Origin of the sequence: Lonsdalea britannica (assembly GCF_003515985.1) — a bacterium.
GTDB lineage: Bacteria > Pseudomonadota > Gammaproteobacteria > Enterobacterales > Enterobacteriaceae > Lonsdalea > Lonsdalea britannica.
The window spans coordinates 408,565-431,129 of sequence record NZ_CP023009.1 but is presented as its reverse complement, the minus strand read 5'-3'; the positions used below and the strand labels follow the sequence as shown (position 1 = coordinate 431,129).

The following is a 22,565-nucleotide window of genomic DNA, read 5'->3' as shown; positions in this document are numbered from 1 at the left end:
AAGCGTCAGGCGGCGGAATAATCTCTCGCGCCAAAAATCGCCGTGCCAATGCGCACCAGCGTGCTGCCTGCGGCGATAGCCGCTGGCATGTCGTCAGTCATGCCCATGGAAAGGGTATCCACCTGAGGATAGCCGCTCCTGAGTTGCTGAAAAAGATCGGACAGCTGGCGGAAAACGGCGAGCTGTCGCTCATAGTCGCTTTCCGGCGCGGGGATCGCCATCAGGCCGCGCAGGCGCAGGCGGGGCATCGCCGCGACGCTGGCGGCCAGCGCGGGCAAGGCGTCCGCCATCATGCCGGACTTGCTCGCTTCCTGGCTGATATTAACCTGTAGCAGGACATTGAGCGGCGGCAGCCCGTCCGGACGCTGATCGTTCAGGCGCTGCGCAATGCGCAGGCGATCGATAGTGTGGCACCAGTCGAAGTGCTCCGCCACCAGTCGGCTTTTGTTGGACTGCAAAGGACCGATGAAGTGCCATTCCAACGGCATATCGGGCTTCGCGGCGCGGAAATGCAGGATTTTATCGACGCCTTCCTGGACGTAATTTTCGCCGAAGGCGCGCTGTCCGGCTTCGATCGCCGCTTCGATCGCGCTGAGGGGTTTGGTCTTGCTGACGGCCAGCAGCGTGACGTCTTCGGGAAGGCGTCCGCAGCGTTCGGCCGCCGCAGAAATTTGCTGCCTGACGCCCTGTAGATTCTGCTGCACCGTCTGTGTCGTAAGGTTCGTGCTCATAGTCATTCAGGAGGCTTATGTGTGATTTGAAATATCGGTTCGGCAGATAGTGTAAAACAGAATGACCTGGATCTGCACCTTGAAGGGTAACCTGTCCGGCGGACTGAGTTCCCAACTGCATAAAAAAACCCGCGTTTGGAAGAGTTTGGTCTAAGCTAACACCCAGCCAGCTGAACGGGTTCGGCGTCAACCTGCCAGTTTGCTAAGTTCGACAGTTTAAAAGGTGACCGCTATATACATGGAATTTTCAATGAATAAAAAGAAAACAATCGCGACCGTCGGCGTCGCCTTGCTCCTTCCCTTCATGGCTGATTCAGCCCGCGCCGCCGCTCCTTCGTCCCCCCCTATCGGCAAGATTTGCAAAGCGACCACCTCGTTAATTTTTGGACGTAGTACCCAGATCATGAACCTTGACGCCGTCGAAAATGGTATCGCCTATGTGCATTACTTCCGACCGGGCGACCGCTCTCGCTGGGCGATCAAATGCAAACTGGCGGACAACCGCGTGCTGTGGGCCAGTAACAATCCCGATAGCATTGGACGCTGGCGCAACGACCCCGCCGATGAAATTATCACTTATCGCATTCATGGCGATGCGCTCGACATCAGCGAAACCTACTCCGATGGCTCTCAGGAACAACAGTCTTATTCTCTGAGCGCGCTGTAACGCCGAAAATCGCTCGCCTTTCCGGACGGGGCCAGCCCGCCCGGAACGCGGGATTAAGCGTAGTCGATGCGCTCGGGCGTACGACGCATGATCACCTTACCGTGGCGTATGGACACCAGCGCTTTGGCCTGACGACGCACGGCCTCGTAATCATTTTCCGCATCCAGAATCAGCAGATTGGCGGGTCGGCCGACGACCAGACCGTAATTTTCTCCCAGATGCATCGCTTTAGCGCTGTTATCGGTCACGAAGTCCAGGCAGCGCTGTAGATCTTTGTAGCCCATCATGTGACAGATATGCAGACCGGCATCCAGCACTCGCAGCAAATTGCCGTTGCCCAGCGGATACCACGGGTCTTTGATGGAGTCCTGCCCGAAACAGACGTTCATCCCTGCGCGGTCCAGTTCGGCGACGCGGGTGATGCCGCGCCGTTTTGGGAAGGTGTCGAAGCGGCCTTGCAGGTGAATGCTTTCCGTCGGGCAGGAGACAAAGCTGATGCCGGAACGTTTGAGCAGGCGAAACAGCTTGGAGCAGTAGGCGTTATCGTAGGAGCCCATCGCCACCGTATGGCTGGCGGTGACGCGATCGCCCATACCGCGCACGCGCGCTTCTTCGGCCAGCACTTCCAGAAAGCGTGACTGAGGATCGTCGGTCTCATCGCAGTGAACATCCACCAGACATCCGCGACGCTCCGCCAGATCCATCAGAAACTTCACTGAGCTTACGCCCTGTTCGCGGGTGTTTTCGAAGTGCGGGATCCCGCCTACGACGTCGGCGCCCAGGTCGATCGCCTGTTCCATCAGTTTGAGGCCATCGGGGAACGACTCGATTCCTTCCTGCGGAAACGCGACGATCTGCAAATCGATCAGATCGCGCGCTTCCTCTTTGACTTCCAGCATGGTCTTCAAAGCGCCCAACGTAGGGTCGGTCACGTCGATGTGGGTGCGAACATGCTGGATGCCGTGATCCCGCAGCAGGCCGATGGTGCTGTGCGCCCGGCACTTGGTGTCTTCGTGGGTGATGGTGGCTTTGCGCTGGCTCCAGCGCTCAATGCCTTCAAACAGCGTACCGCTCATGTTCCACTCCGGTTCGCCGGCGGTCAGCGTCGCATCGAGGTGAATGTGCGGCTCGACCAGCGGCGGGATCACCAGACGCTCGCCCGCATCGATGTCCTTGGGCGCCGCCGTCAGCGGACCGCTTTGCGGCTCGATAGCGGCGATCAGGCCGTCGTGAAAGCTCAGCGTGTAGAGGCCCGGCTGATGGCGAAGGGCGGCATTGATAATCTTCATAACAACTCCTGTTGTTGTGCATTGGACATACGCCAGACCAGCAAAGCGACCGACGCATTCAAGCGAAACTGGGGATCGCTCAACGCGTTCCCCGACTGTTGTTCGATGCGCTGCAAACGCTGGTGCAGCGTGTTGCGATGGATATGCAGCCGCTCGGCGGCTTTGATCAGATTGCCGTTTTCCTGTAGCACGGCGTCGAGCGTCTCCACCAGCTGATGCGGATGTTTGCGGTGCGGCTCGAATAGCATCCCCAGCGTTTCCTTCATGAACTGCGTGACCAGCTCGGGCTCTTTGACGGCGGTCAGCAGTTTAAGCACGCCCAGCTCACTATAGTCGCACTGGCCCTTGTCCGGCTGCATGCTCTCCGTGACATCCAGCGCGCGCCGCGCTTCGATCAGTCCCTGCCGGTAGTGCGCCGCCGAGATCACCGGAGATGAGATGCCGCTGAACAGGCGCAGGGGACGGATCTGAGCGTCGATCGTTTGCTGAAGGTGTTGCAGCCGCTGTTTGCTGCGCCGGAATGACTGATCGTCATCGGACAGCAGCAGAATAAACAGTTCACCCAGGACGATCAGCGGCAGTCCGTGGTCGTGGCTGGCCAGATCCGCCTCCAGCTGCTGTTGGATCTGCTGGCGGGCCGACTGCAACTGCGTTTCGGCCGCCACGGGATCGCACGCATTGAACAACGCTTGAGTGCCGCTCAGCCGCAGCGCGGCGATCCGACGCGGCTGCTCCAGCGCGAGGTGGAGATGACTGGCGCGCTGGCTGGCGATCGCCAGGCTCGGATACTCGCCGGTCAGCAGCTGGATCAAAATGTCTCTTTGAGATCGCAGCGTCGCTTCTCGCTGGACCAGCGCGGTGCCGACCCACTGGGTGACGATCACCATCTTCAGCGAATAGGGCTGCTCTATCAATGGAATGCCCAGCGTGTCCGCGAGCGCGATAACGGCGTCGGGGATCGCATGAATAAACGCTTCTCCGGTGAGGATCACCATGCCCGCGATACCGTGCTGGTGTCCTTCACGCAGTAGCTGCAACAGGTTTTCTTCGTTGCGCGGGTGGTTGATCCCGGTGACGAAGACCAGCTCTCCCCCCATGATCCACTCGGCGATCCCTTCATTTTCCGCCACGTAGTACCAGCGCACCGCGCGATGAATATTGTGCGCGCCGCCGCGTAGCTGCAATGGCTCCAGCCCCGGCAGCGACAGAATTTCACTGATGGTCAAACTCATGGCAGCTCCTCGCGTTGCGTCAGGGGCGCGCGGCGTCCGCTCAACAGCGTGAAGAGCATGTACAGGCTGGCGGAGGCCGCGATGCCGACCAGCGGAAAGGCGACGCCCAGCTTGCCGCCCGCGAACATCGTTGCCGTAAAAAACGTACAGCTGAACAATACCATTGAGATCGAGAGCAACCCTTTGCGCTGATTTTTGGGTGTTTCACTCAAGGGAAACTCATTCCGTTCTGACATGGCGGTGGCCTCTGTTTAACGTAGGGAAGGGGAATACCTGAGTTAACAGAGCAATTAACGTGCCCGTTTTTTGATTCGGAGAAAGTAGGCGGTGGATACGTCAAGTATTGTGCAGTTTGCCCGGTTTTTGCGTCTTTATTTCCCGTAACCGCTCTATGATTGTGCGTTTTGCCCGATAGTTGCACTGATATCGACAGGCGTGTCGTGAGGACTCGAGGGGCGTTGCGATGGAATGAGTGAGGGCGGGGCGATAAAAGGTCGCCGCCGCGAATACGGCGACGACGGTCGGGGATCAGGGCAGTAGCGGGAGCTTATCGCCGATGCGGAACATCGCCATCGCGTCCACCAAGTGGCGGGATTGCGCTTCCAGCGATTCGGTCGTCGTGGCGGAAGCTTTCACCAGCGCGGCGTTCTGCTGAGCGACCTTGTCTATCTGAGTAAAGGCGATATTCACCTGCTCGATGCCGTGGTGCTGCTCTTGAGACGCATAGGAGATTTCCTTCATCAGGCTGGTGATGCGGTTGATCTCGCCGGATACCTCGTCCATGGTCTCGCCCGCCTGTGAGGCCAGCGTCAGCCCCTCGGTCACGTGGGTTTGCGAATCCATGATCAGCGTTCGAATTTCCTTGGCGGCCTGTCCGCTGTGCTGGGCCAGATTTCGGACCTCGCTCGCCACTACCGCGAACCCTTTGCCCTGTTCTCCGGCGCGAGCCGCTTCCACCGCCGCGTTCAGCGCCAGAATGTTGGTCTGAAATGCAATGCCGTCGATGACGCCGAGGATGTCGCTGATGCGTTTGGCGCTGTTGGCGATTTCCTGCATTTTCTCAATGACGTAGCACACCGATTCGTTGCCCCGGTCGGTGGTGTCCGAGACTTTATCGGTTAACTGATGCGCCAGCGTGGCGTTGTCGGCGTTGTGTTTGACCGTCGCGCTGAGCTGTTCCAGGCTGGCTGCGGTCTGCTCGAGTGCGGCCACTGAGGCTTCGGTACGCTCTTCGAGGTGGCGGTTGCCGGACGTGAGTTCATGGCTGCCGCGGTCAATGTGAGTACTGGCGTCTCGCACTTGTTCGACCGACGCCAGCAGCGCGAGCTGCATGCGCTCAATGGCGTCGCTCAGTCGGCCCAGCTCATTATCGCCGCCCGCCGGAATCCGCTGCGTCAGATCGCCCGCCGCCACCTGTTCCAACTGGTCAACCGCCCGGTCGAGCGGCTTAAGCAGCATATGCCGCAGCGCCATCCATCCAAGAAACACCAGCAGCAGCGATAGCAGGCCCGCTACGCTAATCAGCAACAGCATGACGCGTTCGTTATGTTCGGCGTCCTGAATACGGTCAACCGCCTGCTGCTGCGCATAGGTTCGAAACGCTTGAATCGCGCTGTCGAACGCCATCGACAGCGGCGTCAGATTGCTTTCCAACAGCGTGTAGTACTCGTCCGTATACTGTTTTTGCAGCGATTCCACCATCGGGTTGAGGCCCTGTTCCAGATAGCGTTGATAGGATGTCGCGACGTTCTTCGCCAGCGTGAGTCCTTCCTCCGCCGCATTGTCGGTCTGGGAAAACTGCTGGATAACGTTTGTGGCGCTTTGGACCTCGCGGGTCAGGCGTTCGGTTTCCTGCGCGCCGATATCGAGCAGCCCCATCTCGATTTTCCGGACGGCCAGCGTGGCCGAGGCTCTCGCCTGCAGCGTGAGGTTATAGCCGCTCATCAGGCCGCCTAGCTGTAGGCCCTGAATGTGATTTAGCGCGCCGAGCGATTGTCGGCTTTGATTAATGGCGTGAATGCCCATACCGCTGACGATAAGCAGCAGCAGGGTGATAAGCGTTAACAACGATAAAAGACCGGTACGAATGGAGAGGTTCTTCAAACGCATGATGTCGATTCCCTGTGTGTAGAAAAATCACGGGCGGCATCACTGCAACGCCGCCGGACGTTGCCTGCTATAAATAAGAATCTGTCCCTGACTGACCCTGTTGAATCTGGGCAGTGCTCGGTACCCTGACGTACCCTCTGTACGCTCAGGTGGGTGCGCACTGTTCGTGTTCGAACGAGGTGTACTCATGGGATAAGGCCACAAGAAGAGTGGAATCAGAACATATCAGAAGAGCGATGAGGGCAGGAAACAGGATTCCCTTATCTTATGGCGGAGCCAAAAGAGGGCAAAATGAAGTGAAATTGTCGTTAAACGTTAAATAATTGGCCCTGATGTTTGCCGCTGGTTTATTATCTGCTGATAAAAAATGAGCATGTAGTGTGAGATGCCGTTTACGATTGTGTGGTTGCGTAGCACGGCGGGGAACCTGAAAGCACGGGGCGGCTTCCTCAGCGACACCCGAAAATGTCCCCAGAGGTGAATGTGCAGTTAACACGTTTTACGGATTATGGCCTGCGAGCGCTGATCTATCTGGCGTCGTTGCCGGAAGGAAAAATGACCAGTATTACCGAGGTGACCGACGTTTACGGCCTCTCACGCAATCATATGGTCAAAATTATCAATCAACTGAGCCGCGCCGGGCTGATTAACGCGGTCCGTGGAAAAAATGGCGGCATCCGACTGGGCCGGGACCCGGCTACCATCCGCCTCAGCGACGTATTGCGAGAACTGGAGCCGCTGACCTTGGTCAACTGCGATCGCGATGCGTGTCACATAACTTCCGCCTGCCGTCTCAAGCAGGCCCTTCATCAGGCAGTGCAGAGTTTCCTGCAGGAGCTGGACAGTTACACGCTGGCTGATATGGTGAAAGAAAATCCGCCGCTATACCAATTACTTCTGGTTGAATAAGCAATCCGTTCAGCCACCTGCCGATGACAACGGAGGAAACTTAATGTCACAAGACCCATTTCTCGAACGAGAAGCAGAAAAGTACGAATCACCGATTCCTAGCCGAGAATACATTCTGGCGCACCTCGCCAAGCGAGATACCCCTATCAGTCGTGAAGAACTGGCCAAAGATCTGGAACTGACGTCTGACGAACAACAAGAAGCGCTGCGTCGCCGCCTGAGAGCGATGGAGCGTGACGGCCAGCTGGTCTTCACCCGCCGTAAATGCTACGCCCTGCCTGAAAAACTGGATTTGCTTCGCGGTACGGTCATGGGCCATCGCGACGGCTTCGGTTTCCTGCGCGTCGAGGGTCGCAAGGACGACCTGTACCTGTCTGCCGAACAGATGAAAACAACGATACACGGCGACGTCGTACTGGCCCAGCCCCTCGGCGAAGATCGTAAAGGCCGCAGAGAAGGACGTATCGTCCGCGTTCTTGAGCCGCGGACTAGCCAGATCGTCGGCCGTTACTTTACCGAAGCCGGTACGGGCTTCGTGGTGCCGGACGACAGTCGTCTGAGCTTCGATATCCTGATCCCGCCTGAGGCGGTATCCACCGCCCGTATGGGATCGGTCGTGGTGGTCGAGCTGACGCAGCGCGCCACGCGTCGCTCCAAGGCGATCGGTAAGATTGTGGAAGTGCTGGGCGACAACATGGGGACCGGGCTGGCGGTGGATATCGCGCTGCGCACCCATGATATTCCGCACGCCTGGCCGCCCGAAGTGGAAGAACAGGTCGGCGAATACAGCAGCGAAGTGCCTGAGAGCGCCAAACAGGGTCGCATCGATTTGCGTCAGCTGCCGTTAGTCACCATTGATGGCGAAGACGCCCGTGACTTCGATGATGCCGTTTTCTGCCAGAAGAAACGCGGCGGCGGCTGGCGTCTTTGGGTGGCGATTGCGGACGTAAGCTACTATGTACGCCCGGAGACGCCGCTTGATACCGAAGCGCGCGCCCGCGGCACGTCGGTTTACTTCCCGTCTCAGGTTGTGCCGATGCTGCCGGAAGCGCTTTCCAACGGCCTGTGCTCCCTGAACCCGCAGGTGGATCGTCTGTGCATGGTGTGCGAGATGACCATCTCCGCGCAGGGACGTCTCTCTTCCTACAAATTCTACGAAGCGGTGATGAGCTCTCACGCGCGTCTCACCTATACCAAGGTGTGGAACATTCTGCAGGGCGACAAAGCGCTGCGCGCGCATTACCAGCCGCTGGTCGGCGCGCTGGAAGAGTTGCACGAGATGTACAAAGTGCTGGATAAAGCCCGTGAACAACGAGGCGGCATCGCGTTTGAAACGGAAGAGGCGAAGTTTATCTTCAACGCCGATCGCCGTATCGATCGCGTGGAAGCCGTGGTGCGTAACGATGCGCACAAGCTGATTGAAGAGTGCATGATCCTGGCGAATATCGCGGCGGCCAAGTTCGTTGAGAAACACGAAGAGCCTGCGCTGTTCCGCGTCCACGATCGTCCTACCGAAGACCACGTTCTGGCGCTGCGCAGCGTGCTGGGCGAGCTGGGCCTGACGCTGAAAGGCGGTATGAAGCCACAGCCTCAGGACTATGCGGAGCTGATGACGCAGCTGGCCGACCGTCCGGACCGCGACATGTTGCAGACCATGCTGCTGCGTTCGATGAAGCAGGCGGTTTACGATCCGGAAAACCGCGGCCACTTCGGGCTGGCGCTGACTTCTTATGCGCACTTCACCTCGCCGATCCGCCGCTATCCCGATCTCTCGTTGCACCGGGCGATCAAATATCTGTTGAGCGACCGTAAAGCGCGTTCCACCGCGACCGGCGGCTGGCATAGCGATATGGCGGAATGCCTGCAACTGGGTCAGCACTGTTCCATGACGGAACGCCGTGCGGATGAAGCGACGCGTGACGTGGCCGACTGGCTGAAATGCGACTTCATGCAGGATCATGTGGGCGAAGTCTTCACCGGCGTGATCTCCAGCGTTACCGGGTTCGGCTTCTTCGTCCGTCTCAACGACCTGTTTATCGATGGGCTGGTGCACGTTTCGTCGCTGGATAACGACTACTATCGCTATGATAATATCGGCCAGCGTCTGATTGGCGAATCACGCGGTCAGGTTTACCGCTTGGGCGACGTAGTCGAAATCCGCGTCGAAGCGGTGCATATGGACGAGCGCAATATCGACTTCGCACTGGTCTCTTCCACGCGCAAAGTGCGCGGTGAAGGAAAAACGGCGCGTGACCGGATGAAGCAGGGCGACGGGAAAGACAATAAATCCCCTCGTCGTCGTAAGCCTGCCAACAAGCACGTCAACTTTGAGCCGGACAGCGCGTTCCGCAACGATAACGACGGCGTCAAGAAAGCTGACGGCGGGAAAAAAGCGCCGTCCAGAGCCAAAAAGAACGTGCAGAAAACGCGTAAGATCGCCGCCGCCACCAAGGCCAAACGCGCAGGCAAAAAGCCCGCCGCGGAATAGGTCTGACGCCTGGCGATCAGCGCAGCGTCGGCGAGGGGAAACTTGGCTGATGGGCGTGTCGTCAGGCGCAGCGAAGCGTCTCCATTATCAACATCGCGGGCGGTTTACCGCCCGTTATATCTGTCAAAAGAGTATCAATGAGCGAAATTATTTACGGTATCCACGCGGTTAAAGCCCTGTTGGAGCGCGACCCACAGCGTTTTCTCGAAGTCTTCATTCTGAAAGGTCGGGAAGACCGTCGTCTGCAGCCGGTTGTCGCCGAGCTGGAATCCAACGGCATCGCCGTGCAGGTCGCCAACCGCCAGTGGCTCGACAGCAAAGTCGAGGGTGCCGTACATCAGGGGATCATCGCCAACGTTAAGCCGGGGCGACAGTTTCAGGAAAACGATCTGCCTGAGCTGCTGGCTGCCCACGAAGCACCGTTCCTGCTGGTGCTGGACGGCGTGACCGACCCCCATAATCTGGGCGCTTGCCTGCGTAGCGCAGATGCCGCGGGCGTGAACGCGGTGATTGTTCCGCGCGACCGTTCCGCACAGCTGAACGCCACGGCGAAGAAAGTCGCCTGCGGCGCAGCGGAAAGCGTGCCGCTGATTCGCGTGACCAATCTGGCGCGTACGCTGCGTTTGCTGCAAGAGCACAACGTGTGGATTGTGGGAACGGCGGGCGAGGCTGACCATACGCTGTATCAAAGCAAGCTGACCGGCCCAATGGCGCTGGTAATGGGGGCGGAAGGTGAAGGAATGCGTCGATTGACGCGCGAGCATTGCGATGAGCTGATCAGCATTCCGATGGCGGGCAGCGTCTCTTCGCTGAACGTGTCGGTCGCCACCGGCGTATGCCTGTTCGAAGCGGTGCGCCAGCGCAGCTAAGACGGGGTGTGATGGCGGGAGCAAGCTGGCTCCCGCTGGATGATTCGCTTATTTGGCGGCGGTCGACGAGGCTTTGGCCGCGATGCGCTGTTCTACCGCGTTACACCACAGTACAGAGGTTTTGTTCGGCCAGGATTTCGCCGCCAGCTTACTCTCTACGGCCTGTTGCCAGGTCGTCGAACCAATCTGCACGCTGATTTGCGATTGGCCGAGGATATTCAGTTCGGACTCTACCCATAAATTCCATTCCAGGCTGCGGCAGGGCGCGGTGGCTGCCGTGGCGGAACCCGCACTGAACAGCAGAACGGCGATGGCCAATATTTTCTTCATTACATCCTCTCAATCGGGTGGTTTCAGGGTTTCTGGACCGCCGGCTGCCTGTATAGCACGGCAAAGGCTCTCCAGACGCCGGGGTTGAGCGCTTCGCTCTCCATCCGGCTGACAATCCGGTAATACTGCGCGCCGCGCTGATTAGCCTGGCGCCTCACTTCTCGGTCCGCGTCATCGGGACTCCCCCGCACGATAACAGAAAGCGTGTCGATTCTATCCAGTGAAAAGCTTTGCTGCCGTGTGATTTCAATCGCCTGTTGACCGGGCGGCGGCGCGGGTTCTGGCGTGTTCAAGCCGCAGGCGGAGAGTAGCAGAGAACATGAAAATATCGCCAGTCGCTGACGTGTCCGTTGTAATGCGCTGCGCGCCAAAAAGAAAATCGCTGAACATTTTCGCTGAAAAGGCTGAGGCTCCGTCAACAGCATCTTCGCTGCCTGCTGGTGCGTGGATGACTCTGCTGGTTTTTCGCCTTTTGTGTGGCACTTTTCGCTGGTGGATTGACTAATGGCTGTCGTTTTTTGCTTGCCAATTGCCTTATCGCAGTCGTAATATTCTGCTGTTTCCATTTCCACTCACCTATCGCATTGCAAAGGAGGTTCAGTATGACTTATTCACATTCAACCCTTTGCAGGCAATGTCAGGATTAATCACCGCAGTTTTCTGTTTCTTTGCGTCTTGTTCCGGCTTCTGCCTGCCCACGAAATCTTTTTCAATTGATCATTAGGATTGATCTATGGGCAATACAATTCGCTCTATTTCTGCGTGCGTGAATGTGATCGCGTCGCAAAACACCTGGATTGATGATACCGCCATTCAGCAATTGACCGCTACAGCCGGTCTGCCGGATATGGCGCGGGTGTCCGGCATGCCGGACCTGCATCCGGGGCGCGGCTATCCCATTGGGGCCGCTTTTTTCTCTCTCCGCCGTTTTTACCCTGCGCTGGTCGGTAACGATATCGGCTGTGGCATGGCGTTATGGCGCACCGGCTTATCTGCCGGCAAAATTTCTCTGGATAAGCTGGAGAAAAGATTGGGCAATATCGATGGTCCGTTGGACGACGTGCCGGACCTCGACGACGATATGCTGCCGCACCGGTTTTCTCTCGGCACCCTTGGCGGCGGTAATCATTTTGCCGAGCTGCAACAGGTGGATCAGGTCTACCAGCCGTCACTCTTTGAAGAAATGATGCCGGACGCCCGGCGACTCTTGCTGCTTGTGCATAGCGGGTCGCGAGGGCTAGGTCAGGCCATTTTGGAGCAGCACGTCCGAAAGCACGGGCATCAAGGTTTGCGGGAGGGGACGCCCGACGCTGATGATTACTGGCGGCAGCATCAACAGGCGCTGCGCTTTGCCGAGGTTAATCGGCAGTGCATTGCCCTGCGTATGTTGCAGCGGTGGCACACGGACGGCGAAGCCCTGCTGGATGTGGCTCACAATCTGGTGACGTCGACCACCATCGACGGCGAGGCCGGGTGGCTGCACCGCAAGGGCGCCACGCCGTCCGATGCCGGTCCGGTCGTCATCCCCGGCTCTCGCGGCGATTACAGCTATCTGGTACAGCCGCGGCCCGATGCAGTCAGTCTGTACTCATTGGCGCACGGCGCAGGCCGCAAATGGATGCGTACCGAATGCAAGGCGCGCCTTGAGCAGCGCTACAGCATGCAGGATCTGGCGCGTACCGCGCTGGGGAGTCGCGTCATCTGTCAGGATAAACAGCTGATGTTTCAGGAGGCGCCTCAGGCGTACAAGTCGATTGATACGGTGATCGCGTCTCTGGAAGGGGCGGGACTGATCACGCCAATCGCGCGTTTGAAGCCGTTGTTAACGTATAAAACGCGGGGAGGTGCCGCATGATTTTTCTGCAACTCTCCGCCGCGCAAGGGCCTGATGAGTGCATGTTGGCGACCGCCAAGGCATTACACACGCTGACGCGCGAAGCGCACGCGTTGTCCGTCACGCTGGAGATGGTCGAAAGCGAATCCGGGGACCGGCCGGGAACGCTGAGATCCGCGTTGGTTCTACTGCAGGGCGACGCCGAGGAAGCGCTGGCGGACGCATGGTGCGGGACGTTGCAGTGGGTTTGTCCCAGTCCCTGGCGTAAAGGTCCCGGGCGTAAGAACTGGTTTATCGGCGTGCAGCGTTTCACCCCACAGCAAACGTTCACTGACGGAGAGATCCGTATCGAGACGCTGCGCTCTTCCGGTCCCGGTGGCCAGCACGTCAATAAGACGGAGTCCGCCGTCCGCGCGACGCATGTCGCCAGCGGCATCAGCGTACGGGTGCAAAGTGAGCGTAGCCAGCATGCCAATCGCCGTCTCGCGCTCCATTTGATTGAGTGGCGCTTACGGCAGCAGCACCAGCAGCGGACGGCGGCCTTGCGGGAGCAGCGACATCGTTGTCACCAACAGGTTGAACGTGGCAATCCGGTGCGGGTGTTCAAAGGCGAGCGCTTCGAACCCTGTGGTTAGCCATCCGCCAGCCGTCACGCTTTGTCGTTTTTTATCTATGGTTGGGGGGATTTCTTTTTATCCCTCAGGTGTGTTTGGCGCTATGGTATGGGGAGTAAACGCGCTGGCGACGGCACTGGCGGCGTAGATGAACGAAAAGGGAGGTGACACTGATGGTCGATATTTCGGTAACCACGATAAACGGCGTTGAGGCGTTGCACGCTACGCCATCAGGCAAACAGGCTGCGTCTCTGCCCACCGTTTTCTTCTTTCACGGTTTCACCTCCTCGAAAGAGGTCTATTCCTACTTCGGCTATGCGCTGGCGCATGCCGGATTTCGCGTGGTTTCCCCGGATGCCCCGATGCACGGCGCCCGCTTTGACGGTGACGACGCGCGGCGTTTGCATCATTTCTGGGATATCTTCCAGCAGAATGTCCGGGAGCTGCCGGAGTACGTGGCGCATTTCCGTCAGTTGGGATTGATTGAAGACGGGCGCATTGGCGTCTGCGGCGCTTCATTGGGGGGGATGACCGCGTTAGCGTCGATGACGCAGTATCCGTGGATCAACGCGGTGGCGGCCTTTATGGGATCGGGCTATGTCTCATCATTGTCGCGCTCTTTGTTCCCTCCGGTCGCGCCGGATGAACCGCAGAACGCGCCGCAATTCGCGTCGCTGGCAGAACAGCTTGCGCCTTACGATGTGGGGCATCAGCTGGAAAAAGTGTCTGACCGACCGCTGCTGCTGTGGCATGGGCTGGCGGATACGCTGGTACCGGCGGACGAGACTGAACGTTTGTATCAGGCGCTTGCCAAACGTCAGCTGGACGCGAACGTGACTTATCTGACGGAGGCGGGTATCGGCCATAAAATCACCCCCACCGCGCTGCGGGCGGGCGCCCATTTTTTCCGTCAGCACCTCTGAGTGGCGGACGTTTTCCTGTCGTCAATCACATCATTGACTCTAAGGCCGCGTCTTTTTCTCGCGGCCTTTCTGCTTTCCCGGCCACATTGTCGCTTGTGTTACCTGTACGGGGCACTTATAATTGCGCGTCATTTTTTCGGCCGCACACAACTACGTTCCTTGCTTCCATGGGCCGCGGCTGACCCTGACAGGAGGCTGAATAATCCGTAAGGAGCAATTCGATGCGTCATTACGAAATCGTTTTTATGGTTCATCCTGACCAAAGCGAACAGGTTCCAGGTATGATCGAACGTTACACCGGTGCTATCACTGGTGCTGAAGGTACGATCCACCGTCTGGAAGACTGGGGCCGCCGTCAGCTGGCTTACCCGATCAACAAACTGCACAAAGCTCACTACGTTCTGCTGAACGTGGAAGCTCCGCAGGAAGTGATCGATGAGCTGGAAACAAACTTCCGCTTCAACGACGCCGTTATCCGCAGCATGGTTATGCGCGTTAAACACGCGGTAACTGAAGCTTCCCCGATGGTAAAAGCGAAAGACGAGCGCCGCGAGCGTCGTGAAGATTTCGCAGAAACCAGCGATGATGCTGAAGCTGGGGATTCTGCAGAGTAATTTGCCGTGATGACGACTAATCGACTGGTACTGTCCGGCACCGTGTGCAAGACGCCCATTCGAAAAGTCAGTCCTTCGGGTATTCCTCACTGCCAGTTCGTGCTTGAGCATCGTTCTTCGCAGCAGGAAGCCGGATTTAACCGGCAAGCATGGTGCCGTATGCCCGTGGTTGTCAGTGGACACCCGTCACAAGCATTAACTCACAGTATAACGGTCGGCATGCAACTCACCGTTCATGGTTTCATTAGTTGCCACCAAGGGCGCAATGGCCTGAACAAGGTTGTTCTACATGCCGAGCAGATTGAATTGATAGATTCTGGAGACTAGCCAAATGGCACGTTATTTCCGTCGTCGCAAGTTCTGCCGTTTCACCGCGGAAGGCGTTCAAGAGATTGACTATAAAGACATCGCTACGCTGAAAAACTACATCACTGAAAGTGGTAAAATTGTACCGAGCCGTATCACCGGTACGCGTGCAAAATATCAGCGTCAACTGGCCCGTGCTATCAAGCGCGCGCGCTACCTGTCTTTGCTGCCGTACACCGATCGTCATCAGTAATCGGCTGCTGTCTATTAACAAGACTTTAAGAGGATAAGGTAATGCAAGTTATTCTGCTTGATAAAGTAGCAAACCTGGGCAGCCTGGGCGACCAGGTAAACGTTAAAGCGGGCTACGCTCGTAACTTCCTGGTTCCGCAGGGCAAAGCTGTGCCGGCAACCAAGAAAAACGTTGAGTTCTTCGAAGCTCGTCGCGCTGAACTGGAAGCCAAACTGGCTGACGTTCTGGCCGCAGCTGAAGCTCGTGCCGCTAAACTGAACGAACTGGCTAACGTCACCATCGCTTCCAAAGCGGGTGATGAAGGTAAACTGTTTGGTTCTATCGGTACTCGTGACATCGCTGATGCGGTTACCGCAGCTGGCGTTGAAGTTGCGAAAAGCGAAGTCCGCCTGCCGGATGGCGTTCTGCGTACTCTGGGCGAACACGAAGTGAGCTTCCAGGTTCACAGCGACGTATTCGCTAAGCTGAACGTGGTTATCGTTGCTGAAGCGTAATTTACGCTGATGTTAACGTCGTAAAACGCTGGCCTTGTGCCAGCGTTTTGCATTTCTGGGGGAGTGAATCGATAATTCACCTGGGTGGGTAACAGGCCCTTTCCGCTGACAGAAAGCGCCCGCTTTCTTTTTGACTTTCCTATCCGTGACTCAAACGCCACCTAGCGAGTGCGAACAAACGCGCCGTCCTGCTGACGGACGAACTGCACCGTCTGGTTATCCGTTGTATCAATCTCTAATTCCGACACCACGTCCTGCGCATTCAACCGCAGTCTGACCTTTTGTCCCGCATGAAGACTGCTGAGCGGTTTGTCGCTGCCTTCCACCTGCGCCATGGCGAACACGTCGTTAACCGGCAGGTTGTGATCGCGAAAAAGCTGCGCCAGCGTTTGTCCTGAGGCTATCTGGTAGTTTTGCCACGGTTTTTCCGTTGCTGCGGGAGCCGCTTCTGCTTGTTCCGGCGCAGGGGCTGAAACAGTATGCGGCGTTGGATTGACCAGCCTGGCTTGAACCGGAGCGGGCTCTGACGCCAACGGAACATTTGTGGGGCTGGCGACGTTCGGAGACTCCGGCGTTGGAGAATAGGGCCAGAGCAGCACAATCAGCAGCAAGGTCGCCGCAATCAGCAACCCGCGACGATGCGGATAGGGCAGCGGTTCCATCCACTGGAAGCGGTCCGGCACATGCCAGAGCTGACGTAGCAGCGGCGAGATTCGGCCATAGGGGATGCGACGTGCGGAGGCTGACGCGGACGGTCTGCGGCCTGGCATTTTATCGGCGATGCGGAACTGCCAGGGACGTTGACGCCACAAGCGCAGGCAGGATTGCCATAGCATGCGGGAATCCCTGCGAGTTTTACTTCTCCTGGGCGCGATTCTGCCCATGATGACCTCTCTTGCTACCGTGTAAGGTAAAACGCCTTGAGTATATCGGTAATCCCTTAATGATAGCCAGTAAGTCAGAACGCTTTTGGGGCGGAGTCCACGCTATCGGTCACAAGGTATGTCAGCGCGCGTCCGGCGGGGCTGGACAGAGAAAATTTTACCCATAAACCTCACGCTGTTATGCTGCACGTTCGCTATTTTTACAGAAAAAAGGAACATCAATGACAACGCCTTCTTATGACAGCGTAGAAGCCCAGGCAAGCTACGGCATCGGCCTGCAGATCGGTCAACAGTTACAGGAATCGGGTCTGGAAGGGCTGCTTCCTGAAGCGCTGGTCGCTGGCCTGCGTGATGCTCTTGACGGACAGGCGCCAGCCGTACCGGTCGACGTCGTTCACCGTGCGTTGCGTGAAGTTCATGAACGTGCGGATGCGGTACGCCGCGAACGTCAGCGCGAGCTGGCGGTAGAAGGTCAGCGTTTCCTGGAAGAGAATGCGCAGAAAGAAGGCGTGAGCAGCACCGAGTCTGGTCTTCAGTTCCGTGTGTTGACTCAGGGCGAAGGCGATATTCCTGCCCGTCAGGACCGCGTACGTGTGCACTACACCGGTCGTCTGATCGACGGTACGGTCTTCGACAGCTCCGTACAGCGCGGCCAGCCGGCGGAATTCCCGGTCAGCGGCGTTATCCCAGGCTGGGTTGAAGCTCTGACCCTGATGCCGGTCGGTTCCAAGTGGGAACTGTATATCCCGCAGGACCTGGCCTACGGCGAACGTGGCGCTGGCGCGTCCATCCCGCCGTTCAGCGCGCTGATTTTTGAAGTCGAGCTGCTGGAAATCCTGTAAGTCAGGAAACCGTCAGACCGTCGACGGGCGGTCTGACATCTCGCCTTACCACGAGAGCGACTGCCTCGTTAGAAGTTATACCCCACCATGGCGTAATATCCCCATCCGGTCGATTTGATCGGCCCCTGCGGCGTGCCAATCTCCGCCCCATCCTGCCATTGTCCGCCGTGATGGAAATAGCGCGCGACGAGCGCGTAGTGCCAGTGATCGTAGCCCAGCGACAGAATGTGGCTGGAGGCAATAGAGTTGCTGGTGCGTACTTGCTTACCGTTACCGTCTACCCAGTTGCTGTCCTTGGCCAAATCGGAGCCAAAGTCGAAGTTGGTGAAACCGATGTAGCTCAAGTTGCCGCCCCACAGCGGGGTCAGCGGAACAAAGTATTTCACCTTGATGCGATAGCCGTCCCACTGGTTTTCGTTGGCCGCCTGATAGTTTTCCCACTGATATTTAGCGTATACGTTCAGCGACAGGTTGATCGGCAGACCGGTATCGATGTCGGTGCCAAGCCCCATGTACCAGGTATTCTGACGTCCGTCGGCGTTATGCCCGAGGTCGTAGATATAGTTATTGGCGAAGTACCACTGCTTGAAGGGACCGAAGCTGAGATCGGTGCCGGTCAGGTTATCGAGGGAAACGCGGGGTTCGATTTCCATAAACAGCGGAGAGCCTTTGTCCCAGATGCCGCTGTCGGGCGTGTTGCCGACGCCAAAGAACTTGGGAACATCCACATAGCCGTAAAAGTCGAGTAAGTCTGTTTTGGCGAAGGCTTCGTATTCCAGATAAAGGTCGTTATTGAGCTGTGGTCCAAAGCGGGTATGGTAGCTGCCGACGACGTTGACGCTCTGATGCCACCAGTCTGAGGCATACTGACCGTCGGCCGCGGCCGCGCTAAAAGACGAAGCCAGCAGCGCACCGGCGGCAAAGGCGATTTTCTTCATGTGTTTCCTCGTTAAAACAAAGAGCGTTTCCTGCTCGTTAAAGGTGACGGCGTGCTGAAAACACGCAGCACCAAAATCGTGGAAAGTTAAGCGTGTCTGGCGGCAAGGGCTGTCATCCCTCTCTGCCGCGTTGATTCACCGTGTTCAGAACGGCATAACGGTGGGGCGCAGGTCTTTCAATCACGGCATGGCCGAGCCTGATTCTTTCCTGAGCCCTTTGACCTCTGCCGGTCAGAAGCAAATGACATACCAGAAAACGTCGGCTTCCTTTCCGCCTTGCGTTTTGTTACCTGATGCAATACCTGGAGGATGTTGAAACGGAAAGTCCGTTCAATACCTGCGTATTTCGCCTCTTTTTGGTGAAAGACAGGCGGTGTATGCACCAGCGAAGAGCCGGACATCGCCGATGGGGCCGGCCGTCAACGGCGGGCTGTAGTATCAACGGAACGATGGCGGGAAAGTTTGGTCTGCATCAGTTCTTAGCCGGTTTTCTCTTCTGCGATGTGCTTGCACCTAATGTTTATGCGCCTAATTCGTTGAAAACCGCCTATATATCGATTTTTAATAAGTTAAACCTATCGTTTTAGACGAAAGTTGGTACGCGGCTTGCGTGCAGGTGGATGATACCTCCACCACACCAAGGAATGCTGCTGATGAAAGAACACTGTTCCGGTCCCACGTTTTCTTTGACTCGTTTGGCTCTGGCCGTTCTGATGGTGGGGGCGACGTTGCCGGCTGTCGCTCGCGCTGAAAGCACGTTACGTATTGGCATGACGGCGGCGGATATTCCACTGACGTTGGGCCAGCCCGATCAGGGGTACGAAGGCAACCGCTTCACCGGCATCACGCTTTATGATTCGCTGACGCAGTGGGATCTGTCGCAGGGCGAAAAGCCCAGCGGACTGATACCCGGTCTGGCGACGGGCTGGAAAGTGAACCCGGACGATCCTACACAATGGACCTTCACGCTGCGTCCGGGCGTCAAGTTTCATGACGGCACGCCGTTCAATGCCGATGCGGTGGTGTGGAATGTGGATAAGGTGCTGAACAAAGCGTCTGTTCAGTTCGCGCCCGCGCAGATCGGCACGACCGCGTCGCGTATGCCGACGCTGGTGTCCGCACGCAAGATTGACGATTTGACGGTAGCGCTGGTGACGACCGAGCCGGACGCCGTCCTGCCTTATAACCTCACCAACCTGTTTATCGTCTCGCCCACCGCGTGGCAGCAGGCCTTTGACGCTGTGCCTGCTTCGGTGACCGACCGAGCGGAGCGCGCCAAGCAGGCCTGGACCGCCTTTGCCGCCAAAGCGGTGGGGACCGGGCCGTTCAAAATGAATAAGCTGGTGCCGCGCCAGCAGCTGACGCTCGATAAAAACCCCGACTATTGGGACAGCAAACGCGTGCCGAAAGTCGACCATCTGATTTTGGTGCCGCTGCCGGAAGCGAATGCCCGCACGGCGGCGTTGTTGTCCGGTCAGGTGGACTGGATCGAGGCGCCCGCGCCGGATGTGATGGAACAGATCAAGAGCCGCGGCTTCAAGATCTACGCCAATGCGCAGCCGCACCTCTGGCCGTGGCAGTTTTCTTTCGCGCCGGGCTCGCCGTGGTTGGATAAACGCGTCCGTCAGGCGGCCAACCTGTGTATCGACCGTAGCGAACTGAAGTCGTATCTCGGCGGTTATATGCAGGAAGCCACCGGCATTTATGAAAAGGATTCGCCGTGGTACGGCCATCCGCAGTTCAAGATCCGCTATGACGCGGACGCGGCGCGCAAACTGATGCAGGAAGCAGGGTACAGCGAGAGTAAACCGTTGTCGGTCAAAGTTCTGGCCTCCGCTTCCGGTTCCGGGCAAATGCAACCGTTGCCCATGAACGAGTTTATTCAGCAAAGCCTGAAAGCCTGCTACTTCAACGTCAATATTCAGGTGACGGAGTGGAATACGCTGTTCAGCGGCTGGCGACTGGGCGCGAAAGATCCGGCGGCGCAGGGCGCCAATGCTGTCAACGTCAGCGCGGCGGTGATGGATCCGTACTTCGGCATGATGCGTTTCGCCAGCGAAAAAACCTTCCCGCCCGTCTCCACCAACTGGGGCTATTTCTCCACGCCGCAGATCGAGGCGTTGATTACCAAAACCCGTAATGCCTTCGAACCCGCCGCGCTGGATGCCGCCGCGGCCGAACTCCACACCGCGATAGTGGATGAAACGCCGTTCCTGTTCGTGGGGCATGACATGGCGCCGCGCGCCATTTCACCTGCCGTGACCGGCGTCGTGCAGGCGCAGAGTTGGATGATCGACCTGACGCTGCCCGCCAAGAAAGCGGAGTGATACCGTCTGGCCGCCCTTCTCGGGCGGCACCTAACCCCATCGCGGAGGAGCCATGTTTGTCTATCTGATCCGTCGTCTGCTGCTGGCGACGCCCATTCTGCTTGGGGTTGCACTGGTGTGTTTCATGCTGGTGCATATGACGCCGGGCGACCCGCTGGTGTCGGTCATGCCGCCGGATGCCTCGGAAGCGCTACGCCAGCAGCTGATTCGCGACTATGGTTTTGACCGGCCGCTGCCCGTGCAGTTCGGGCTCTGGCTGTGGCACGCCGTGCAGGGCGATTTAGGGATGTCGATTGCCAGCGGTCGGCCGGTGTTTGTCGAGGTGATGAACGCCGTCGGCTATTCGCTGCGTCTGGCGCTGCTGGCGACGCTGATCGGTTTTCTGCTCGGCAGCTTCTTCGGCTTCGTCGCGGGCTATTTTCAGGATAGCTGGCTGGACCGACTGGCTTCCGTGCTGTCGGTCTTCGGCGTCAGCGTACCGCACTATTGGCTGGGGATGCTGCTGGTCATCGTGTTCTCCTCTCAGCTCAACTGGCTGCCTGCGACCGGTGGCGGTCCGTTAGGCGAGGGCGGCTGGGCGTGGGACTGGGCGCATCTGCGGTTTATGCTGCTGCCCGCGATGACGCTGTCGGTGATCCCGACCGGCATTATCGCGCGCACGGTGCGGGCGCAGGTGGCGGAAACGCTATCTCAGGAATTTATTGTCGGGCTGCGGGCGAAAGGCATGAGCGAACTGACGCTGTTTCGCCATGTCGCCAAGAATGCCGCCCCAACCGCGATGGCGGTGATGGGCCTACAGGTCGGCTATCTGATGGGCGGTTCCATTCTGGTTGAGACTGTCTTCTCCTGGCCGGGGACCGGAATGCTGCTCAACTCGGCGATTTTTCAACGCGATTTGCCGCTGTTGCAGGGCACCATTTGGGTTTTAGCGCTGTTTTTCGTCGTGCTGAACCTGCTGGTGGATGTGCTGCAAACGCTGATCGATCCGCGCATCAAGAGGGGATGAGCATGAGTGTGAATATCGGCGTTGCGCCCTCTCCGGTGGTTGAGACGGCGCCGATCGACCGCGCTTCCGGCTATTGGCGGGAAGTCGGAAAACGTATGGCGAAAGATCCCACCGCGTGGTGCGTCGGCAGCGTGATCATGGTGTTGCTGCTGCTGGCGATCTTTGGTCCCTGGCTGGTGCATGGCGATCCCTATAGCACGTCCATGTTTAAACGGCTAAAGCCCATCGGCACGCCCGGTTTCCCGCTCGGCACCGACGAGCTGGGACGAGACATGCTCTCGCGCCTGATGCTCGGCGCGCGGCTGTCGCTGTTTATGGGGATTACGCCGGTGATCCTCGCGTTTTTTATCGGCTCTGCGATCGGCGTCGTCGCCGGGTATGCGGGCGGGTGGCTGAATACGCTGATCATGCGGACTATCGACGTCTTCTATGCGTTTCCTTCCGTGCTGCTGGCGATAGCGCTTTCCGGCGCGATGGGCGCGGGCGTCGGCAACGCGCTGCTGTCCCTGACGCTGGTGTTCGTGCCGCAGGTGACGCGCATTGCGGAAAGCGTCACGACCCAGGTGCGCAATCGCGACTATATCGAAGCCGCGCGCGCGTCCGGCGCTTCGGCGTGGGTGATTATCCGCACTCAGGTGTTGGGCAATGTGCTGGGACCGATTTTTGTGTTTTCGACCGGGTTGATCTCGGTGTCGATGATCCTTGCCTCCGGCTTGTCGTTCCTTGGTCTCGGCGTGAAACCGCCGGAGCCGGAATGGGGGCTGATGCTGAATACGCTGCGTACGGCGATCTATACCCAGCCGTGGGTATCGGCGCTGCCCGGCGCGATGATCTTTATCACGTCGATCTCTTTCAACCTCCTCGCCGACCGACTGCGGATCGCGATGGCGATAAGGAGCTGATGCG

At 58.1% G+C, this 22,565-nt stretch carries 23 protein-coding genes and 1 pseudogene; 15 read left to right on the top strand and 9 right to left on the bottom strand.

Annotated features, from left to right (window positions below):
* Nucleotides 1-5 precede the first annotated feature (5 nt).
* Complete coding sequence (locus CKQ53_RS02115; RefSeq protein ID WP_094118411.1) at nt 6-737, bottom strand: YggS family pyridoxal phosphate-dependent enzyme; 732 nt, start codon at nt 735-737, stop codon at nt 6-8.
* Nucleotides 738-981: 244 nt separating this feature from the next.
* Between CKQ53_RS02115 and CKQ53_RS02110 the strand changes: the two genes are divergently transcribed.
* Nucleotides 982-1,398: a hypothetical protein gene (locus CKQ53_RS02110; RefSeq protein WP_085651116.1), complete on the top strand. Its 417-nt coding sequence runs from the start codon at nt 982-984 to the stop codon at nt 1,396-1,398.
* Nucleotides 1,399-1,451: 53 nt separating this feature from the next.
* Here the strand turns inward: CKQ53_RS02110 and codA are convergent, their stop codons facing one another.
* The 4 genes and pseudogenes from codA to CKQ53_RS02090 all read right to left on the bottom strand — a co-directional run bounded on the left by codA (nt 1,452) and on the right by CKQ53_RS02090 (nt 6,028).
* Nucleotides 1,452-2,687: a cytosine deaminase gene (gene codA, locus CKQ53_RS02105; protein WP_118894598.1), complete on the bottom strand. Its 1,236-nt coding sequence runs from the start codon at nt 2,685-2,687 to the stop codon at nt 1,452-1,454.
* Entirely contained in the window at nt 2,684-3,919 is a 1,236-nt protein-coding gene (locus CKQ53_RS02100; RefSeq protein WP_094118413.1) for a PucR family transcriptional regulator, read from the bottom strand. Before CKQ53_RS02100 ends, codA begins: the two co-directional genes overlap by 4 nt.
* 80 nt (nt 3,920-3,999) lie before the next feature.
* Nucleotides 4,000-4,155, bottom strand: a pseudogene (locus CKQ53_RS02095) (cytosine permease); the annotation flags it as partial.
* A 292-nt stretch (nt 4,156-4,447) separates the two neighbouring features.
* Nucleotides 4,448-6,028, bottom strand: coding sequence for a methyl-accepting chemotaxis protein (locus CKQ53_RS02090; RefSeq protein ID WP_094118415.1), 1,581 nt, complete (start codon nt 6,026-6,028; stop codon nt 4,448-4,450).
* 483 nt (nt 6,029-6,511) lie between these two features.
* On the opposite strand from CKQ53_RS02090, the gene nsrR reads away from it, so the two are divergent.
* From nsrR to rlmB, 3 genes are all read left to right on the top strand, one after another.
* A complete protein-coding gene (gene nsrR, locus CKQ53_RS02085; RefSeq protein ID WP_100053524.1) occupies nt 6,512-6,937 on the top strand; it encodes a nitric oxide-sensing transcriptional repressor NsrR in 426 nt (141 codons plus the stop codon).
* 43 nt (nt 6,938-6,980) lie between these two features.
* Complete coding sequence (gene rnr / locus CKQ53_RS02080; RefSeq protein ID WP_094118417.1) at nt 6,981-9,425, top strand: ribonuclease R; 2,445 nt, start codon at nt 6,981-6,983, stop codon at nt 9,423-9,425.
* A gap of 137 nt (nt 9,426-9,562) precedes the next feature.
* Nucleotides 9,563-10,294, top strand: a complete 732-nt coding sequence (gene rlmB / locus CKQ53_RS02075; protein WP_085651123.1) for a 23S rRNA (guanosine(2251)-2'-O)-methyltransferase RlmB — start codon at nt 9,563-9,565, stop codon at nt 10,292-10,294.
* A 48-nt stretch (nt 10,295-10,342) separates the two neighbouring features.
* On the opposite strand, the gene CKQ53_RS02070 is transcribed toward rlmB, so the two are convergent.
* Nucleotides 10,343-10,624: a hypothetical protein gene (locus CKQ53_RS02070; protein WP_085651124.1), complete on the bottom strand. Its 282-nt coding sequence runs from the start codon at nt 10,622-10,624 to the stop codon at nt 10,343-10,345.
* A gap of 23 nt (nt 10,625-10,647) precedes the next feature.
* Nucleotides 10,648-11,190: a biofilm peroxide resistance protein BsmA gene (gene bsmA, locus CKQ53_RS02065; protein ID WP_244200989.1), complete on the bottom strand. Its 543-nt coding sequence runs from the start codon at nt 11,188-11,190 to the stop codon at nt 10,648-10,650.
* A 167-nt stretch (nt 11,191-11,357) separates the two neighbouring features.
* Here bsmA and CKQ53_RS02060 point away from each other — a divergent pair, with 167 nt between their 5' ends.
* From CKQ53_RS02060 to rplI, 7 genes are all read left to right on the top strand, one after another.
* A complete protein-coding gene (locus CKQ53_RS02060) occupies nt 11,358-12,479 on the top strand; it encodes an RNA ligase RtcB family protein (protein ID WP_118894596.1) in 1,122 nt (373 codons plus the stop codon).
* Nucleotides 12,476-13,093, top strand: coding sequence for a peptide chain release factor H (gene prfH, locus CKQ53_RS02055; protein ID WP_094118419.1), 618 nt, complete (start codon nt 12,476-12,478; stop codon nt 13,091-13,093). The genes CKQ53_RS02060 and prfH overlap by 4 nt, the downstream gene beginning before the upstream one ends.
* Nucleotides 13,094-13,245: 152 nt before the next feature.
* On the top strand, nt 13,246-13,995 hold the full coding sequence (gene yjfP, locus CKQ53_RS02050) for an esterase (RefSeq protein WP_094118420.1): 750 nt from the start codon (nt 13,246-13,248) through the stop codon (nt 13,993-13,995).
* Between the two features lie 221 nt (nt 13,996-14,216).
* Nucleotides 14,217-14,609 (top strand): 30S ribosomal protein S6, encoded by a 393-nt coding sequence (gene rpsF, locus CKQ53_RS02040; protein ID WP_085651128.1) that lies wholly within the window; start codon nt 14,217-14,219, stop codon nt 14,607-14,609.
* Between the two features lie 9 nt (nt 14,610-14,618).
* Nucleotides 14,619-14,936, top strand: a complete 318-nt coding sequence (gene priB / locus CKQ53_RS02035; RefSeq protein ID WP_085651129.1) for a primosomal replication protein N — start codon at nt 14,619-14,621, stop codon at nt 14,934-14,936.
* A gap of 4 nt (nt 14,937-14,940) precedes the next feature.
* Complete coding sequence (rpsR, locus tag CKQ53_RS02030; protein WP_000135199.1) at nt 14,941-15,168, top strand: 30S ribosomal protein S18; 228 nt, start codon at nt 14,941-14,943, stop codon at nt 15,166-15,168.
* Between the two features lie 41 nt (nt 15,169-15,209).
* Nucleotides 15,210-15,662 (top strand): 50S ribosomal protein L9, encoded by a 453-nt coding sequence (gene rplI / locus CKQ53_RS02025; protein ID WP_085651130.1) that lies wholly within the window; start codon nt 15,210-15,212, stop codon nt 15,660-15,662.
* A 161-nt stretch (nt 15,663-15,823) separates the two neighbouring features.
* Here rplI and CKQ53_RS02020 read toward each other — a convergent pair whose 3' ends face one another.
* The gene (locus tag CKQ53_RS02020) at nt 15,824-16,498 is read right to left on the bottom strand and encodes a LysM-like peptidoglycan-binding domain-containing protein (protein WP_094118421.1); all 675 of its coding nucleotides are present in this window, start codon (nt 16,496-16,498) and stop codon (nt 15,824-15,826) included.
* Between the two features lie 269 nt (nt 16,499-16,767).
* Here CKQ53_RS02020 and fklB point away from each other — a divergent pair, with 269 nt between their 5' ends.
* Nucleotides 16,768-17,388 carry a BamJ family beta-barrel-assembly machinery protein gene (fklB, locus tag CKQ53_RS02015; protein WP_094118422.1) on the top strand — a complete coding sequence of 207 codons (621 nt, stop codon included), beginning with the start codon at nt 16,768-16,770 and terminating at the stop codon, nt 17,386-17,388.
* Nucleotides 17,389-17,456: 68 nt separating this feature from the next.
* Here the strand turns inward: fklB and CKQ53_RS02010 are convergent, their stop codons facing one another.
* Nucleotides 17,457-18,326 carry a nucleoside-specific channel-forming protein Tsx gene (locus tag CKQ53_RS02010; protein ID WP_094118423.1) on the bottom strand — a complete coding sequence of 290 codons (870 nt, stop codon included), beginning with the start codon at nt 18,324-18,326 and terminating at the stop codon, nt 17,457-17,459.
* 653 nt (nt 18,327-18,979) lie between these two features.
* Between CKQ53_RS02010 and CKQ53_RS02005 the strand changes: the two genes are divergently transcribed.
* Genes CKQ53_RS02005 through CKQ53_RS01995 form a run of 3 tightly spaced genes read left to right on the top strand, consistent with a single transcriptional unit; the run spans nt 18,980 to nt 22,561 of the window.
* Nucleotides 18,980-20,653, top strand: a complete 1,674-nt coding sequence (locus CKQ53_RS02005; RefSeq protein ID WP_094118424.1) for an ABC transporter substrate-binding protein — start codon at nt 18,980-18,982, stop codon at nt 20,651-20,653.
* 52 nt (nt 20,654-20,705) lie between these two features.
* A complete protein-coding gene (locus CKQ53_RS02000; RefSeq protein ID WP_085651134.1) occupies nt 20,706-21,659 on the top strand; it encodes an ABC transporter permease in 954 nt (317 codons plus the stop codon).
* Between the two features lie 2 nt (nt 21,660-21,661).
* On the top strand, nt 21,662-22,561 hold the full coding sequence (locus tag CKQ53_RS01995; protein WP_099045350.1) for an ABC transporter permease: 900 nt from the start codon (nt 21,662-21,664) through the stop codon (nt 22,559-22,561).
* Nucleotides 22,562-22,565: the final 4 nt, after the last annotated feature.